At 75.3% G+C, this 15659-nt stretch carries 13 protein-coding genes; 7 read left to right on the top strand and 6 right to left on the bottom strand.

The features are described 5' to 3' along the window. Positions 1 to 16: 16 nt before the first annotated feature. A complete protein-coding gene (pepN, locus tag ACFYWL_RS18780; RefSeq protein WP_386974263.1) occupies positions 17 to 2572 on the bottom strand; it encodes an aminopeptidase N in 2556 nt (851 codons plus the stop codon). 222 nt (positions 2573 to 2794) lie between these two features. Between pepN and ACFYWL_RS18775 the strand changes: the two genes are divergently transcribed. The 3 genes from ACFYWL_RS18775 (at position 2795) to ACFYWL_RS18765 (ending at position 5328) form a co-directional block, all read left to right on the top strand. Beyond that, positions 2795 to 3418 carry a disulfide bond formation protein DsbA gene (locus ACFYWL_RS18775; RefSeq protein ID WP_386974260.1) on the top strand — a complete coding sequence of 208 codons (624 nt, stop codon included), beginning with the start codon at positions 2795 to 2797 and terminating at the stop codon, positions 3416 to 3418. Positions 3419 to 3581: 163 nt separating this feature from the next. Then, positions 3582 to 4781, top strand: coding sequence for a DUF1015 family protein (locus tag ACFYWL_RS18770; protein ID WP_386974258.1), 1200 nt, complete (start codon positions 3582 to 3584; stop codon positions 4779 to 4781). Between the two features lie 79 nt (positions 4782 to 4860). Beyond that, the gene (locus ACFYWL_RS18765; RefSeq protein WP_386974255.1) at positions 4861 to 5328 is read left to right on the top strand and encodes a ribose-5-phosphate isomerase; all 468 of its coding nucleotides are present in this window, start codon (positions 4861 to 4863) and stop codon (positions 5326 to 5328) included. Positions 5329 to 5361: 33 nt separating this feature from the next. Here the strand turns inward: ACFYWL_RS18765 and ACFYWL_RS18760 are convergent, their stop codons facing one another. After that, entirely contained in the window at positions 5362 to 5685 is a 324-nt protein-coding gene (locus tag ACFYWL_RS18760; RefSeq protein WP_386974252.1) for a hypothetical protein, read from the bottom strand. 122 nt (positions 5686 to 5807) lie between these two features. Further along, on the bottom strand, positions 5808 to 7040 hold the full coding sequence (locus tag ACFYWL_RS18755) for a GNAT family N-acetyltransferase (RefSeq protein WP_386974249.1): 1233 nt from the start codon (positions 7038 to 7040) through the stop codon (positions 5808 to 5810). A gap of 109 nt (positions 7041 to 7149) precedes the next feature. On the opposite strand from ACFYWL_RS18755, the gene ACFYWL_RS18750 reads away from it, so the two are divergent. Beyond that, positions 7150 to 7704, top strand: coding sequence for a hypothetical protein (locus ACFYWL_RS18750; protein ID WP_386974247.1), 555 nt, complete (start codon positions 7150 to 7152; stop codon positions 7702 to 7704). 280 nt (positions 7705 to 7984) lie between these two features. Further along, on the top strand, positions 7985 to 9865 hold the full coding sequence (locus ACFYWL_RS18745) for a propionyl-CoA synthetase (RefSeq protein WP_386974245.1): 1881 nt from the start codon (positions 7985 to 7987) through the stop codon (positions 9863 to 9865). Between the two features lie 129 nt (positions 9866 to 9994). Here ACFYWL_RS18745 and ACFYWL_RS18740 read toward each other — a convergent pair whose 3' ends face one another. From ACFYWL_RS18740 to ACFYWL_RS18730, 3 genes are all read right to left on the bottom strand, one after another. Further along, the gene (locus ACFYWL_RS18740; RefSeq protein ID WP_386974242.1) at positions 9995 to 12718 is read right to left on the bottom strand and encodes an Hsp70 family protein; all 2724 of its coding nucleotides are present in this window, start codon (positions 12716 to 12718) and stop codon (positions 9995 to 9997) included. A gap of 90 nt (positions 12719 to 12808) precedes the next feature. Beyond that, complete coding sequence (locus ACFYWL_RS18735; protein WP_386974239.1) at positions 12809 to 13573, bottom strand: pirin family protein; 765 nt, start codon at positions 13571 to 13573, stop codon at positions 12809 to 12811. Between the two features lie 41 nt (positions 13574 to 13614). Beyond that, entirely contained in the window at positions 13615 to 14211 is a 597-nt protein-coding gene (locus ACFYWL_RS18730) for a YceI family protein (RefSeq protein ID WP_386974237.1), read from the bottom strand. A gap of 77 nt (positions 14212 to 14288) precedes the next feature. On the opposite strand from ACFYWL_RS18730, the gene ACFYWL_RS18725 reads away from it, so the two are divergent. Together ACFYWL_RS18725 and ACFYWL_RS18720 are read left to right on the top strand one after the other, a co-directional pair. After that, positions 14289 to 14759, top strand: a complete 471-nt coding sequence (locus ACFYWL_RS18725; RefSeq protein WP_386974233.1) for a MarR family winged helix-turn-helix transcriptional regulator — start codon at positions 14289 to 14291, stop codon at positions 14757 to 14759. 124 nt (positions 14760 to 14883) lie between these two features. After that, a complete protein-coding gene (locus ACFYWL_RS18720) occupies positions 14884 to 15633 on the top strand; it encodes a cellulose binding domain-containing protein (protein WP_386974230.1) in 750 nt (249 codons plus the stop codon). The last annotated feature ends 26 nt before the right edge of the window (positions 15634 to 15659 follow it).

Here is a 15659-nt window from a genome sequence, read left to right as displayed (position 1 = left end):
CGCGTACCACGTTGTGTCAGGCGCTGCGGGCGTCGCGCTCGCGGGCCCTCAGCGCGCGCACGACGGCGTCGCGGCCCTCGGCGACCAGCCGCCGCAGCGACGCCGGCTTGTCGCCGGCGGCGGCCAGCCACGCGTCGGTCGCGGCCACCGTGTCCTCGGCGACCTGCTGCGTCGGGTACGCCAGCTGCACGAACTCCTGCGCCGGCTCGCTGTCACGCTGCGCCCAGACCTGGTCCACCACCTCGAAGTACCGCTCCCGGTACGGCGCGACCAGCTCCGCCTGCACGGCGGGGGCGAAGCCCTGCAACAGCGCCCGGTTGCGCCAGTTCGGCAGCGCGTCGGGGCCGGTGAGCTGCGCCCACACGGCCGCCTTGTTCTCGGCGGTCGGCACCAGCGCGTGCGCGTACGCGGCCTCCCGCTCGCCGCTGGCGGTGCGGTCGCCGGCCAGCTCCGCCTCGATTTCCGCCGGCCCGCCCACGCCCTTGCTCACCAGCGACTGGAGGATCACCCAACGCAGCTCGGTGTCGATGGCCAGCCCCTCGGGCACGTCCACCCCGCCCAGCCAGCCCCGGACGGCGGCCAGGTCCTCCGCCGAGCGGGACGCCTGCACGTACGCGCGCGCCCAGGCGAGCTGGAGCCCGCTGCCCGGCTCGGCGGTGGCCAGCGTCGCCTTCGCGGCGCGGGCCAGCTCCGCCCAGCCCGTCGGGGCCCACGCCGGGTCGGCGTACAGGTTGAGGGTGGTGACCACGGACTGCCGCAGGGTGGCGGTGACCAGGTTGATGTCGGTCTCGGCGGGCAGCCCGGCCAGCACCAGCGCCAGGTAGTCGCGGGCCGACAGCTCCGCGTCGCGGACCATGTCCCACGCCGCCATCCAGCACAGCGCCCGCGACAGCGACGACTCGAACCCGGCGATGTGCTGCACCACCGTGGCCATCGACCGCTCGTCCAGGCGCAGCTTCGCGTACGTCAGGTCGTCGTCGTTGAGCAGCAGCACGTCGGCGGCCCGCACCCCGGCCAGGTCGGTCAGCTCGGTCGACTCGCCGGTGACGTCGACCTCGACCCGGTCGCGGCGGACCAGCCGGCCGTCGGTCAGGTCGTACAGGCCCACGCCGATGCGGTGCGTGCGCAGCGTCGGGTGCCCCGACGGGGCCTCCTGCCGCACCACGACCCGCTCATAGGCGCCGTCCGCGCCGATCGTCACCTCGGGGCGCAGCGTGTTGACCTGCGCCGTCTCCAGCCACTGGGCGGCGAACTTGCGCAGCTCCCGGCCGGAGGCCGTCTCCAGCTCCGACAACAGGTCGTCGAAGGTGGCGTTGCCCCAGGCGTGCTTGCCGAAGTAGGCCCGCAGCCCGGCCAGGAACGGCTCCTCGCCGACGTACGCGACGAGCTGCTTGAGCACGCTCGCGCCCTTGGCGTACGTGATGCCGTCGAAGTTGACCTCGACGGCCTCCAGGTCCGGCATCTCGCAGTAGACCGGGTGGGTGGAGGAGAGCTGGTCCTGCCGGTAGCCCCAGTTCTTGCGGATCGACAGGAACGTCGTCCACGCGTCGGAGAACCGGGTGGCGTTGGCGTTGCACCAGTGGCTGGCCCACTCGGCGAACGACTCGTTGAGCCACAGGTCGTTCCACCAGCGCATGGTGACCAGGTCGCCGAACCACATGTGGGCCAGCTCGTGCAGGATCGTGTTGGCCCGCTGCTCGTACTCGAAGTCGGTGACCTGGGAGCGGAAGATGTAGTGCGACTCGGCGTGCGTGACGCAGCCGAAGTTCTCCATCGCCCCGGCGTTGAAGTCGGGCACCCAGAGCTGGTCGTACTTGGGCAGCGGGTAGCGCACCCCGAACTGCTCGTGGAAGAAGTCGAAGCCCTGCTTGGTGACCAGGAACAGGTCGTCGGCGTCGAGGTGCTGCGCCATCGACGCCCGGCAGTAGACCCCCAGGTCGATGCCGTCGTGGCTGTCGCGCACCTCGTGGTACGGGCCGGCGCAGAGCGCGGTGATGTAGGTGCTCATCCGCGCGGAGGAGGTGAAGTGGACCGCCTTGAGCCCCTCGCCGGCCGGCTCCTCGCGCGCCACCGGCATGTTGGACACGACCCGCCAGTGCTCCGGGACGGTGGCGTGCCAGGTGTAGACGCTCTTGAGGTCGGGCTGGTCGAAGCAGGCGAACACCTTCTGCGCGTCGGCCGTCTCGAACTGGCTGTAGAGGTAGGTCTCCCCGTCGACCGGGTCGACCGTGCGGTGCAGCCCCTGCCCGCTGTTGGAGTACGCGAAGTCGGCGTCCACGACGAGGGTGTTCTCGGCGGCCAGGCCGGGCAGCGCCAGCCCCTTCTCCGCCGACCAGCCCGACAGGTCGAGCGGGACGCCGTTGAGGGTGGCCGACCGGACCGACTCGGCGGCGGCCTCGATGAAGGTGGCCGCACCCGGCTCGGCGCAACGGAACCGGACCTCGGTCACCGACCGGAAGGTGCGTCCGTCGGCCGCCTGCACGGCCGTCGACAGGTCCAGACTGATGTCGTACCCGGTCACCTCAAGCAGGCGGGCCCGCTCGGTGGCCTCCACCTGGGTCAGGTTGCGCACTCCCGGCACTGTTCGTCTCCATCCCACTCTCGCCGTGCGCCGCCGCGGCGCCAGCCCACCGCTCGCTCGTGGCGACCGGTTCCGATCCGAGTCTTCCATGCGAGGGCACCTCGCGGTGGTCGAGCTCACGCTCTCATTCCGCTACCGGTCGATGCGCCGTGGGGTGAGGATCGAGGGACGAGGCGCCGGCTTTCGGCCCTCCCGTCGCGAAGGGAACCTCACGTGACCGAGCGTGTCGCCGTCGACATGTGGTTCGACCCCATCTGCCCCTGGGCGTGGGTGACCTCCCGCTGGCTGCTGGAGGTGGAACAGGTCCGCGACGTGGACATCCGTTTCCACGTGATGAGCCTGTCGGTGCTCAACGAGGGCCGGGACGTGCCCGAGCAGTACCAGCAGCTCCTGAAGACCGGTTGGGGCCCGGTGCGGGTGTGCGTCGCGGTGCAGCAGCAGCACGGCCCCGACGCCGTCCGCGCCCTCTACACGGCGCTGGGCACCCGCATCCACCTCGGCAAGGAGGAGCTGGGCCGCGACCTGTACGTGGCCGCGCTCGCCGACGCCGGGCTGGGCCCGGAGCTGGCCGACGCCGCCGAGTCCACCGACTACGACGAGGCGCTGCGGGCCAGCCACGAGGCGGGCATGCGGCCGGTCGGCCAGGACGTGGGCACCCCGGTGATCCACGCCCCGGGCCCCGACGGCTCGCCGGTGGCGTTCTTCGGCCCGGTGGTCACCCCGCGCCCGAAGGGGGAGGCCGCCGGGCGGCTCTGGGACGGCGTCCTGCTGGTCGCCGGCACGCCCGGCTTCTACGAGCTGAAGCGCTCCCGCGAGGTCGGCCCGAGCTTCGAGTAAGGAAGGGCCCCTTCTTAACGCCTGCGGTAGAGAAGGGTCCCCTCCTCACCACCGCCCGGGGGCGCGCCGGCCGGCGCGCCCCCGGGCGGCGCCCCGCTCAGTTGGTGGACCGGGGTGGGGTGCCGGGGGGTGGCGTGACCGTGCGGCGGTAGCGTCAGCGGACATGACGGTCGTGCATCCGATCGCCCGGGCCTGGATCACCACTGGCGGCACCGGCGCGCAGAACTACGACGAGTTCGCCGACGACGCGGAGATCACCGCGATCATCGAGGCGAACCCGCACAGTGCCCTCGGCATCGAGATGCCCCACCGGGCGCCGGAGAGCCTGGGGAAGTCGTTCCTCGACGCGCTCCCCGACGCGGTGGCCCGGTTCGCCGAGGCGAAGGCCGACGGCAGCTACACCCCGGCCGAGCAGGTCGTGGTCCTCTACCGGATCAGCGCGCCGGGGGAGGAGACCGCGTACGGGCTGTTCGCCATGGTCGACACCGACCAGATCTCCACCAGCGCCGACGAGCCGGGCCTGGTCATCCGCAACGAGGACGTCTTCATCGCCAAGGTCCGGGAGCGGGTCGCGCTCGCCGAGGCGCTCGGGCACCTGCTCTCGCCCGTGCTCCTGCTCCAGACCGGCCGGGGCGACGAGCTGCACGCCGCGCTCGCGGCGGCCACCGAGTCGGCCGGCGCGCCCGCCGCCACCGACACCGACCAGGCCGGGCGCACGCACGCCGTGTGGCTGCTCGGCCCCGGCCCCGAGCAGGACGCGCTGACCGCGCTCGCCGGCGGCGGCGAGCTGGTGGTCGCCGACGGCAACCACCGCAGCCTCGCCGCCCAGACCGGCGGCCTGCCCCGCTTCCTGGCCGTGGTGACCACCCCCGCGTCGGTCGCCATCCAGCCCTACAACCGGCTGGTCAGCGAGCTGACCGTCACCCCGGCCGAGCTGCTCGACCGGCTCCGCGCCGCCGGGGCCGAGGTCGAGCCGATCGACGGCCCGGTCGAGGTCCCGACGGCCGGCGGCACCGTCGTGCTCCGGCTCCCCGACCAGGGGTACGCGGTGCGCCTGCCGCACGTCGACGGCGGCCGGCTGGAGAACCTCGACCACGCCCTGGTCGAGCGGGTGCTGCTGCGTGACGCGCTCGGCCTCGACCCCGGCGACAAGCGCATCACGTACGTCGGCGGCGACTACCCGGCGAGCTGGCTGACCGGCGAGGTCGAGGCGGGCCGGGCCGAGCTGGCCGTGCTGATCGCCCCGGTGACCGTCGACGACTTCGTCGCGGTGAACCTCGCCCGGGAGAAGATGCCGCGCAAGAGCACCTGGTTCACCCCGAAGGCCCGCGGCGGCCTCGTGGTGGCCGAGCTGCCCCGCTGACCTGCGCTCATGTGACGAAACCGGCTCCGCGCCGCCGCCCGCGCGTCGGCGCGTGAGCCGGCCTGACAGACTGCGCGGTATGCGCGTCTATCTGGGATCCGACCACGCCGGTTTCGAGCTGAAGGTGCACCTGGCCAGCCACCTCGCCAAGCAGGGGTACGAGGTGGTCGACGTCGGGCCGCACGTCTTCGACCCGGACGACGACTACCCGGCGTTCTGCCTGCACACGGGCACCCGGGTGGTCGCCGACCCGGGCAGCCTCGGCGTCGTCATCGGCGGTTCGGGCAACGGCGAGCAGATCGCCGCCAACAAGGTCGCCGGCGTCCGGGCGGCGCTGGCCTGGAACATCGACACCGCCCAGCTCGGCCGGGAGCACAACGACGCGAACATCGTGGCCGTCGGCGCCCGCCAGCACACCCTGGACGAGGCGACCGCCATCGTCGAGGCGTTCCTCACCACGTCGTTCTCCGGCAACCCCCGGCACGCCCGCCGGATCGAGCAGGTCGCCGCGTACGAGCAGAGCCACGAGCTGCCCGAGCTGCCCTGACCCGGCGCGAGGACCCGCCCTGCCCCGCCCCGCTCAGCGGCCGGAGCGGGGCAGGTCCTCGCGGGGCACCCAGTTGCGCCGGACGACGACCACCCGCCGCTCCGCCTCGGCCAGGTCCGCCTCCGTCGGCCGGGCGGCGTCCCGGGCCCGCATCGCCGCCCGGGGCCCCACCTGCGAGGAGCCGGGCCCGACCAGGCCGCGCAGGCCCCGCTCGCCGCCGTCCCGGTCGTCGCCGCCGGGGGCGGGCCGGCGGCGCGGCGGCTCGGCCGCCACGTCCTGCGTCCCGGCCGTCGCGGCGAGGGCCTCGCCGTCGGTGTGGTGCCTCGACCGGCGTCGCCGTCGCTCCGCGTCACCCATCCGTCGACCGTACCGCCCGGGGCCGCCCCCGCGCCCGCGCCCACCGGGTCGGCGCGGCCCCTCGCACCCGGCGTGAGGCCCGCGCCCGTCGGCCGCCGCGCCGCCCCGCCCCGGGCCGGGCGTCAGAAGGTGCCCATCGCCGACGGGGCCCGACGCCAGGAGAAGGCCGGGCCGGCGGCGGCGAGGGCACCGGGGCGCAGCTCGGTGACCCGTCCGGCGTCGGCGAGCGCCGTGACGGCCACCCCGCCCAGGTACAGCTCGCCGAGCGCCCGCACATCGCAGGCCAGGTCGGCCGGGGCGTCGGCGGGCACGCAGCGGGCGTCGTCCGGGCCGCCGGTCAGCCGCCAGCGCCCCGTGTTCTCCGGCAGCAGCTCGTCGGTCACCTCGATCACCACGTCGACGGCGGCGGCGTACCGGCGGGCGGCGAGGGCGGCGGGCACGTCCACCACCCGCACCCACAGCGCGTCGTCCACCCGGGGCTCCAGCCGCCGCGGCTCGTTGACCAGCCGCAGCAGCGGGTCGTCCACCGGCCCCTGGTAGGACAGCCGGCGGGTCAGGTCGAGCGAGAGCAGCAGCCGCCACAGCGCCAGGCGGGCCGTCGGGTTCGTGGCCACCAGCTCCTCGACGACGGTCACCCCGCACGGGCCGGCGGCGTCGTAGCCGCGCCGGGAACGCCACAGCGCGTACCCGTCGACCTCGCCGTCCGGGGCCTCGTGCAGCAGCACCCGCCGCTCCGTCGCGCCGTCGCGATGGCCGGGCAGGTCTCCGAGCACGTACCGCCACCACCGCTCGTCCCGGTCGGACCAGCCGGGGCGGTCGGCGCGCTGCTGGTCGTACAGCCGGGCCAGCTCGGCCCGCCGCGCGGCCGGGCGGTCCAGGCGCAGCCGGCCCTCGGCGGCGGTCGGGGCGGGCAGCCGCAGCTCGGTGGTGGCGCACTCGACGGTGAGCTGCTGGGCGGCGAGGCCGTAGCCGAAGCGGGGATAGATCCGGCCCTCGCTGGCCCACAGCACGGCCACCGGCTCCCGGCCGGCGGCGCGGACCTCGCGCAGCTGCCGGCGCATGAGCCGGGTGAGCAGGCCGCGGCGGCGGTGGGTGGGCAGCACCGCGACCATGGTCACGTGGGCGGCGGGGACGATCGCCCCCGGCACGGTCAGCTCCCGGGTGTACGCCCCGGCGGACGCGACGAGGTCCGCGCCGTCGCGGGCCACCAGGCTCCGTCGCGGCTCGAAGATGCTCCGCTCGGCGTCCCGCGTCTCGGCGTCGAGGGTGGTGTGGAACGCGATCTCGACCAGGCGGGCCAGCTCGTCGAAGTCGTCGGGCCGGCCGACGGTGATCGGCAGGGGAGTATCCGTCATCCGCCGTGTCTATCCCACGGCGCACGCACGGGCGAGCGGATTTGCCGGCTGGTTACCCTCGGAGATGGCGGGCCGGCGACGCCGGCATCGGTCAGGGGGAGGACACGAGATGGCAGACCAGACACAGCCGTGGGCGGAGCGCACGGTCGAGGTGCCGCCGCAGCCGGGTGTCGGGGTGCCGCCGCAGCCCGACGCCTTCCGCCGGGGCGTGGCATCGGTCGGCCAGCGACGCCCGCCGCGCACCGAGCAGTTTCCCACCGTCGAGCACGGCGGCCACGGCGGGCACGACGGGCAGTGGTCTAACGTGTCCGCGCCCCGCCGGCCGCTGAGCTGGCACCTCAAGCAGCTTCGGGTCGGCGGCGAGTGGAGCGCCGCCGGCGCCCTCTTCGCCTTCGTCTGCTGGGGCATCTGGGCCATCTCCGGGCGGGGCAACCTGGGGGCGCCGGTGCTCACGTTCCTGCTGAGCCTGCTGGTCGCCGCGGGCCTGTTCGGGCTGTCCCGGCTGCTCGGCCGGGTCGTCCTGGAGCGGCAGCTCGGGCGGGTCCGGCGCAGCGCGCGCGGCGCCCACCTGGTGACGGCGGTCTTCCTGGTCGGGCTGGGGATCGCCTACCTCCAGCAGACCGAGTGGATCGTCTCCGCCTGGAACTGGGTCACCGGCAACTGAAGCCGGTGCGCCCGGGCGGTCGGCGAAGAGCCGGGCCGCCCGGGCGTCGCCGTCGCGGCCCGCGCGACGCGGGCCGTTCCCCACCAGGCCGACGCGGCATACCCGCCCGGCGGGCCTTCATCCGCCCCGGCGGCCCCGGTTGCCCCGCGGGCCCGGCCGGTCGCCCGGCCCGGCCGCGGCGACCGGCCGCAGCGCCGTTCGGCGACCCGAGGGGTACGTCCGGCGCACCGGAGCCGGCCGGCCGTCGTCCCCACCCGCCGCGCCCCGCGATCATGACCCGATGGGCGCGTATCGAGCAGCGTACGAGCGGAGCATCGCCGACCCGACCGGATTCTGGCGGGACGCGGCGGCGGAGATCGACTGGCACCGGCCCCCGCAGCGGATCCTCGACGACAGCCGGGCCCCGCTGTACCGCTGGTTCCCCGACGGGGAGCTGAACACCTGCCACAACGCCCTCGACCGGCACGTGGCGGCGGGGCGGGGCGACCAGCCGGCGCTGATCCACGACAGCCCGGTCACCGGCGTCACCCGCACCTACACGTACGCCGAGCTGCGCGACGCGACCGCGCGGTTCGCCGGGGCGCTGCGCCGGCTCGGGGTCGGCCGGGGCGACCGGGTGCTGCTCTACCTGGCGATGGTCCCCGAGGCGGTGGTCGCCATGCTGGCCTGCGCCCGGATCGGCGCGGTGCACTCCGTGGTGTTCGGCGGCTTCGCCGCGCACGAGCTGGCCGTCCGCATCGACGACGCCCGGCCCAAGGTGGTCGTGGCCACCTCGTGCGGCATCGAGGCGGACCGGATCGTGCCCTACCACCCGATCCTCGACGCGGCCCTCGCCGAGGCCGAGCACGCCCCGCAGCGGTGCGTGCTCGTGCAGCGTCCCCAGCACCCCGCCCCGCTGACCCCCGGCCGGGACGTCACCTGGGACGACGCCCTCGACGGCGCGGAGCCCGCCGACTGCGTCCCCGTCGCCGCCACCGACCCGCTCTACGTGCTCTACACCTCCGGCACCACCGGCCGGCCGAAGGGCGTCGTGCGCGACAACGGCGGGCACGCGGTGGCGCTGCGCTGGTCGATGCGCAACGTCTTCGACATCGGGCCGGGCGACGTCTTCTGGGCCGCCTCCGACGTCGGCTGGGTGGTCGGCCACTCCTACATCGTGTACGGCCCGTTGCTCACCGGGGCGACCACGGTGCTGTACGAGGGCAAGCCCGTCGGCACGCCGGACGCGGGGGCGTTCTGGCGGGTCGTCTCGCAGCACCGGGTGGCCGCCCTGTTCACCGCGCCGACCGCGATCCGGGCGATCCGCCGCCAGGACCCGGACGGCACCCGCATCCGCCGCTACGACCTGACCAGCCTGCGTACGCTCTTCCTCGCCGGGGAGCGGCTCGACCCGGACACGTTCGCCTGGGCGGGGGCGCGGCTGGGCGTGCCGGTGGTGGACAACTGGTGGCAGACCGAGACGGGCTGGCCGGTGGCGGCGAACCCGCGCGGCCTCGAACCGCTGCCGATCAAGGCCGGCTCGCCCTCGGTGCCGGTCCCCGGCTACGACGTGCGGGTGGTCGACGCGCAGGGCGCGCAGGTGCCGGCGGGCGTCGACGGCTCGATCGTGATCAGGCTGCCGCTGCCGCCGGGCTGCCTGCCGACCCTCTGGGGCGACGACGAGCGGTACGTCCGGTCGTACCTGAGCACCTTCGACGGCTACTACCTGACGGGCGACGGCGGCCGGTTCGACGACGACGGCTACCTGTACGTGATGGGCCGCACCGACGACGTGATCAACGTGGCCGGGCACCGGCTCTCCACCGGGGCGATGGAGGAGGTGCTGGCCGGGCACCCGGCGGTGGCCGAGTGCGCGGTGATCGGCGTCGCCGACGTGCTGAAGGGCCAGGTGCCCAGCGGATACGTGGTGCTCAAGGCCGGCGTCGAGGTCGACCCGGACGCCCTCGCCGCCGAGCTGGTGGCCCTGGTGCGGGAGCGGATCGGCCCGGTCGCCGCGTTCCGCCGGGTGACCGTCGTGCCGGCGCTGCCGAAGACCCGCTCCGGCAAGATCCTGCGCCGCACCATGCGCGGGCTGGTGGAGGGGCGGGACGAGCCGGTGCCGGCCACCATCGACGACCCGGCCACGCTCGGCGTCTTCCGGGACCTGGCCCGGACCGACTGACGGCTGACTGACGACGGCTGGCTTCCGGCCCACGTTCGGCCGCCCGGCTCCGCCCGCTCCGCACCGGCGGGCGGAGCCGGGCGGCGATCCACCGGTCGCCGGGCGTGCCCGTGGCGCGGACGCCGCAGGTCAGGGCGTCGGGGCGAAGCGGTACAGCACGAAGTCCTTCGCCGCGCCGCACAGCAGCACGCTGGTGTTCCACGAGCAGGACTCGCTGCGCACGTCCTCGGCCAGGCCCAGCTCGACCGGCTGGGCGGCGCCGACCGCCAGCCCGGCGACGCTGCGGTCGGCCTCGCCGCCGCTCAGCGGGTCGGCGAAGACCAGCACGTTGCCCGCGTCGAGCCGCACGGCCACCCCGCCCCGGTCGCGCAGCACCGCCCGGCCCGCCGGGTCGAACAGCGTGGACCTCGCCTCCGGGTACTGCCGCCGCACGACCAGGTGCGCGCCCACCGGCACCAGTTCCCGGGCCCCCGGCGTCGCCCAGCGCTTCGCCTTCTCGCCCTCCGCGACGGCCACCACCTCGGCGCGGTCCGCGTCCCCGGCCGGGGTCTCCAGCAGGCACGCCCGGTGCTCGCCGCAGGCCACCAGCGCCGCCACCCGCCGCCCGTCGTCGGCGGCGCTGTGCAGCACCGTCGGCTCGGCCACCCGGGTCAGGTCGTACCCGAGCAGCCGGTACCCGCCGACCCCGGCGTCGTCGACCACGTACAACCGGTCGTCCCGCGCGGCCATCGGGTCGTCGAGGTCGGCGACGCCGGGCCAGCTACGCAGCACCGTGCCCTCGACCAGGTCGATCAGCCGGGCGGAGCGGTCCGCGCCGATCTGCACGAGCCGGTCGGCCCGGCCCCGCCACGGGTCGCGGGGCGTCCCGTCGGCGTACGCCGGCCCGCCGGCCGCCTCGGCGGTCTCGACCGGCAGCACGGCGCTGCGGGCGTTGCCCGACGAGTCGCGCGGGTTGTCCTCGGCCCAGACCTGCGCCCCGTCGCGCATCCGCAGCCCGACGAGCCGGTTCCCGGCGGTGTCGACCAGCACCGCCACGTCCCGCCCGAAGATCACGCGGTCGTCGTCGCCGATGCTGCGGCTCCACCGCTGCTCGCCGGAGGCGGCGTCGCGCACCACCAGCTCGCGGGGCGCGTCGACGCCGATCGGGTCGGAGAGGGCCGCCACCGCCCCGGGCACGGCGACGAGCGCGTCCCACTGCTGCGCCGCCTGCGTGGTCTGCTTGCGCCATCGGGTCCGGCCCGTTCCCGCGTCGACCGCCACGATCTCCAGCCGGTCGTCCGGCAGCGGGTACGCCGCGTACCCGACGTCGCCGAGCAGCGCGGTGAACGTCTCGACCGGCCGGTCCTCGCCGGCCGGGACGCGTGCGACCACGGTCAGGTTCTGGAACTCCAGCCCGGGGTAGCGGTCCCGGGTGAACCACAGCGTCGCCCCGACGCCCACCCCGGCGAGGGCGAGCACCGCCGCCACCGTGATCCACAGCGCGCGCCGCCGACGGGCGACGGGCGGCGACCCGGGCGCGGCGGGTGAGACGGGCGCGGGCGGCGTCCCGGGCGCGTGCGGCGTCCCGGGCGTGGCGGGTGACCCGGGCACGGTCGGCGGCGTGCCGGGCGGGCCCCACGCGGTGGCCGGCATTCCGGCGGGGGCGGGCACGGTCGGCGGCGGCGCGGGCGCGCCCGGTGGCAGAGCGGGCGCGCCCGGTGGCGTGAGGGCCGGGCGGGGGGCCGGCAGATCCGTCAGCGCCCCCTCGGCCACCGGCAGCTCCGGCTGCTCCAGCACGGTCGGCGCGACGCCCAGCTCGGCGTGCAGCATGCGGGCCACCAGCGGCGTCCGGGTCGGCCCGCCCACCAGGAACAGGCCGGCGAGCCGGTCGGGGGTGAGGCCGGCGGCGGCGATCACCCGCCGGGTCTCGGCGACGGCCCGGGCCAGCAGCGGGCCGGCCACCCGTTCGACGTCCTCGCGGGTCAGCTCGACCACCGCCGGCAGGCCCGGCACGACCACCGGCGCGACCGTCGCCCGGGACAGCATCTCCCGCGCCTCGCGCACGCCCTCCCACAGCTGGTGCCGGTCGCGCCACTGCGGCGCGTCGGTCGGCCGGGTGAGCCGCTGCCACACCTGCGGGTCGGTCGCGGACACCCGCTCGCCCAGCCGGTCCACCAGGGCCGCGTCCAGGTCCAGCCCGCCCAGGTCGGGCACGCCCCCGGTGGCGGTCACGGTGAAGCCCGAGTCGCCCCACGGGTCGGCGCCCTCGTTACGCAGCACCGCCACGTCGAGGGTGCCGCCGCCGAGGTCGAACACGGCGATCGAGCCGCCGACGGGCACCGGCCGGCGCAGCACCTGGGCGTAGTAGCGGGCGGCGGCGACGGGCTCGCGCAGCAGCCGGGTGCCGGGCGGGGTGGGGCCGGACAGGGTGTGCTCGGCGGCCTGCGGCCAGCCCGCCCGCAGCAGCGCGTCGGCGAGGACCTGACGGCGGGCGTCGTCCCAGGACGCCGGGCAGGTGAGCACCGCCGGGGGCAGGAAGCCGACCGTGGCGACGGCCGCCTGCCCCACCGCGTGCAGGATCGCGGCGAGCAGGTCGGCGGGGGCGTACCCGCGGTCGCCCAGCGGCACGGTCGGGTCGTCGATCCGGCGCTTCGGGTTCGGCTCGTAGCGCCCCGGGTCGGCCTGCGCCAGCCGCCGGGCGTCCCGGCCGACGTGCAGCCGGCCGTCGGCGTCGGCGTACACGCCGGAGGGGACGACCGGCTGCCCGTCGACCAGCAGCGGCCGGGTCCGCCCGTCCGGCCAGCGCAGCACGGCCACGGTGTTGGACGTGCCGAGGTCGACGCCGAGGGCGAACCCCTCGTGCTGGCCTGCCATCTGCCGCTACCTCCGCCGGGACGAGCCGCTGTCCGGCCCCGCATCGTACGCAGGGCCGGACAGCGGTCCCGTGGCCGCCGCCGGGCCGGCTCAGCCGGCGACGGTGGCGTGCATCTCCCAGACCAGGATCTCGGCCGGCTCGGTGGCCGTGACCCGCTGCCCGCCGGTGGCGGTGAAGCGGACCGCGTCGGCGGTGCCGAGCGCGCCCGAGCCTTCGAGGGTCACCGCGCCCCGGGGCACGAACAGGTGCAGGTACGGCGCCTCGGGCAACCGCACGCTCTGGCCGGGCTGGAGCCGGGCCGCGTACAGGGCGGCGTACCGGTTGCGGATCCGGATGGCCGCGGCGTCGGCGTGCCGGTCCATCCCGGACGCGACCGGGACGAGCCCGCCGGTGAGCAGCGCGTCGTCGATCTCCAACTGCTCGTAGCCGGGGGTGACGCCGGGCTCGTCGGGCACCACCCACATCTGCACGAAGTGCACCGGCTCGGTGTGCCGCTCGCCGCCGAGCCGCCACGAGTCGTTCTTCTCCGAGTGCAGGATGCCGGTGCCGGCGCTCATCCGCTGGGCCAGCCCCGGGTAGATCACGCCGGAGTGGCCGGTGGAGTCCTGGTGCACCAGCGAGCCCTGGAGCACCCAGGTGACGATCTCCATGTCCCGGTGCGGGTGCGTCTCGAAGCCGGTGCCCGCCCGGACCACGTCGTCGTTGTTCACCAGCAGCAGCCCGTGGTGGGTGTTGTCGGGGGACCAGTGGTTGCCGAACGAGAACGAGTGCCTGGAGTCGAGCCAGGCGATGTCGGTCCGGTACCGGTCGTCGGCCCGGCGGATGTCCACCCGGGGGGTCAGCGTGGCGCTCATGGGATGTCCTCTCGAAGCCGCCGGTGGGAGGGGGAGCGGGGTCAGGCGTTCTTGATCGCGGAGACCTCGAACTCCAGCGTGATCTTCTCGCTGACGAGGACGCCGCCGGTCTCCAGCGCCGCGTTCCAGGTCACCCCGTAGTCCTTGCGGTTGATCGTCACCGCGCCCTCGAAGCCGAGGCGCAGGTTGCCGAACGGGTCGCTGGCCGCGCCCTCGTAGGTGAAGGGGATCGTCACGGAGTTGGTGACGCCCTTGACGGTCAGGTCGCCGGTGAGGTCGAAGGTGTCCTCGCCGGTCTGCCGGAAGGCCGTGGAGACGAAGGTGATCTCCGGGTAGGTCTCCATGGCGAGGAAGTCGTTGCTGCGCAGGTGCGCGTCGCGCTGGGCGTTGCGGGTGTCGATGCTCGTGGCCTGGATGACCACCCGCACGTCGGTGCGGGCGGGGTCGGCCGCGTCGAAGGCGACGGAGCCCTCGAACTCGTTGAACGCGCCGCGCACCTTGGTCACCATCGCGTGCCGCGCGACGAAGCCGATGCGGGTGTGGCTCGGGTCGATGGTGTAGGTGCCGGTCAGCTGGGCCAGGTCGGTGCCGGTGGCGGTGCTCATCTCGATCTCCTCCGGGGTCTCATGATGTGTCATGTACGTTGCTCTCAACCTGCATGACGCATCATCCATTCCTTCCATGACGTGTCATGCATCACTGGTACGCTGGGACCGTGACCGGCACCCGATGGCTCGACGACGACCAGCAGCGCGCCTGGCGGGCATACCTGCGCATGCAGGCCGAGCTGGCGGTGCGGCTGGGCCGGCAGTTGCAGGCCGACTCCGGGCTCTCCTTCGCCGACTACGGGGTGCTGGTCCAGCTCGCCGAGGCCCCCGACGGGCGGCTGCGCCCCTTCGAACTGCAACGCGACCTCCAGTGGGAGCAGAGCCGCCTGTCGCACCACCTGGGCCGCATGCAGCGGCGGGGCCTGGTCGACCGCGAGGAGTGCCCCCAGGACGCCCGGGGTGCGTTCGTGGCGCTCACCGCCACCGGCCGTGCGGCCATCGAGGCCGCCGCGCCCGCGCACGTCGACGCCGTCCGGCGGCTCGTGTTCGACCGGCTCGACCCCGACGAGGTACGCGCCCTGGAGCGCATCGCCACCCGCGTCGTCGACGGCCTCGACGCCGAGCGCCGGCTGCCCTGACGACCCCGCCGCCGGCTGCCCTGACGGCTGCCCCGCGCCCGGCCGGAACGGCTCATTGCATCGACGCTCATCGAATGGAAGGCTGTCGCTTGGTCGCGCGTCCCCGCGATCCGAGGAGGTGCGGATGTTCCGGATGCCCGGCGTGGTGCTCGCCGCCGCGACCCTGACCCTGGCCACCTGGGCCGGCGCGGCCGGTGCCGCCGCCGCGCCTCCCGCCGCGGTGCAGACCCCGACGCCGCCGATCCCCAGCCCGACCGTGGCGTGCCCGCCGGCGCTGCCGATCTGGGGCCAGGTGACGGCGACCACCGCGACGAGCCTGACCGTCGCCTACACGATGCTGCTCAGCCCGCCCTGCGGCTACGACCCGCCGATGCAGGTCCTCCTCTTCACCAGCCGCGAGGACGCCGAGCAGTGGCGCAACCCCGCCGCGCAGGCCCTCACCGGGCCCGAGCGCAACGGGACGGTGGCCATCGGCGGGCTGACCCCGAACACCGACTACTGGTTCCGGTTCAGCGAGCCCGACGGCAACAGGGACCCGTACGTCATCGGCGGGCCGGCCCGCACCACGGACCAGTCGGTGTGCGCCGCGACCGCCACCGTCGACAACCGCTGGCCCGGCGGCTTCACCGCGACGGTCACCGTGCGCGCCAGCGGGAGCGAGCCGGTCCAGGGCTGGCGCGTGGCCTGGCGGTGGCCCGGCGACGAGCGCATCCAGGCGGCCTGGAACGGGGTGGCGGAGGCCAGCAGCGCCGACGTCGTTGTCCGCAACGCGTCGTACAACGGAACGCTGACGCCCGGCGCGTCGACGACGTTCGGGATGATGGTGTGGTCCAGCGGGGCGGCCGGCGTCCCCGCGCTGACCTGCGGCCGGTAGCCGTCGACCCGTCGACCCGTCAGCCC

The sequence above is a fragment of the Micromonospora sp. NPDC002575 genome, from assembly GCF_042889525.1.
GTDB lineage: Bacteria > Actinomycetota > Actinomycetes > Mycobacteriales > Micromonosporaceae > Micromonospora > Micromonospora carbonacea.
The sequence above is the reverse complement of the archived record's forward strand: the minus strand, read 5'-3'. Positions and strand labels throughout refer to the sequence as shown.

Bases quoted from the DNA above. Each gene is read 5' to 3' on its own strand.
- ACFYWL_RS18745 (WP_386974245.1), top strand. From the start codon at position 7,985: ATGGGCGCGTATCGAGCAGCGTACGAGCGGAGCATCGCCGACCCGACC.
- ACFYWL_RS18740 (WP_386974242.1), bottom strand. From the start codon at position 12,718: ATGGCAGGCCAGCACGAGGGGTTCGCCCTCGGCGTCGACCTCGGCACG.
- ACFYWL_RS18765 (WP_386974255.1), top strand. From the start codon at position 4,861: ATGCGCGTCTATCTGGGATCCGACCACGCCGGTTTCGAGCTGAAGGTG.
- ACFYWL_RS18720 (WP_386974230.1), top strand. From the start codon at position 14,884: ATGTTCCGGATGCCCGGCGTGGTGCTCGCCGCCGCGACCCTGACCCTG.
- ACFYWL_RS18760 (WP_386974252.1), bottom strand. From the start codon at position 5,685: ATGGGTGACGCGGAGCGACGGCGACGCCGGTCGAGGCACCACACCGAC.
- ACFYWL_RS18750 (WP_386974247.1), top strand. From the start codon at position 7,150: ATGGCAGACCAGACACAGCCGTGGGCGGAGCGCACGGTCGAGGTGCCG.
- ACFYWL_RS18730 (WP_386974237.1), bottom strand. From the start codon at position 14,211: ATGACACATCATGAGACCCCGGAGGAGATCGAGATGAGCACCGCCACC.
- ACFYWL_RS18770 (WP_386974258.1), top strand. From the start codon at position 3,582: ATGACGGTCGTGCATCCGATCGCCCGGGCCTGGATCACCACTGGCGGC.
- ACFYWL_RS18735 (WP_386974239.1), bottom strand. From the start codon at position 13,573: ATGAGCGCCACGCTGACCCCCCGGGTGGACATCCGCCGGGCCGACGAC.
- ACFYWL_RS18755 (WP_386974249.1), bottom strand. From the start codon at position 7,040: ATGACGGATACTCCCCTGCCGATCACCGTCGGCCGGCCCGACGACTTC.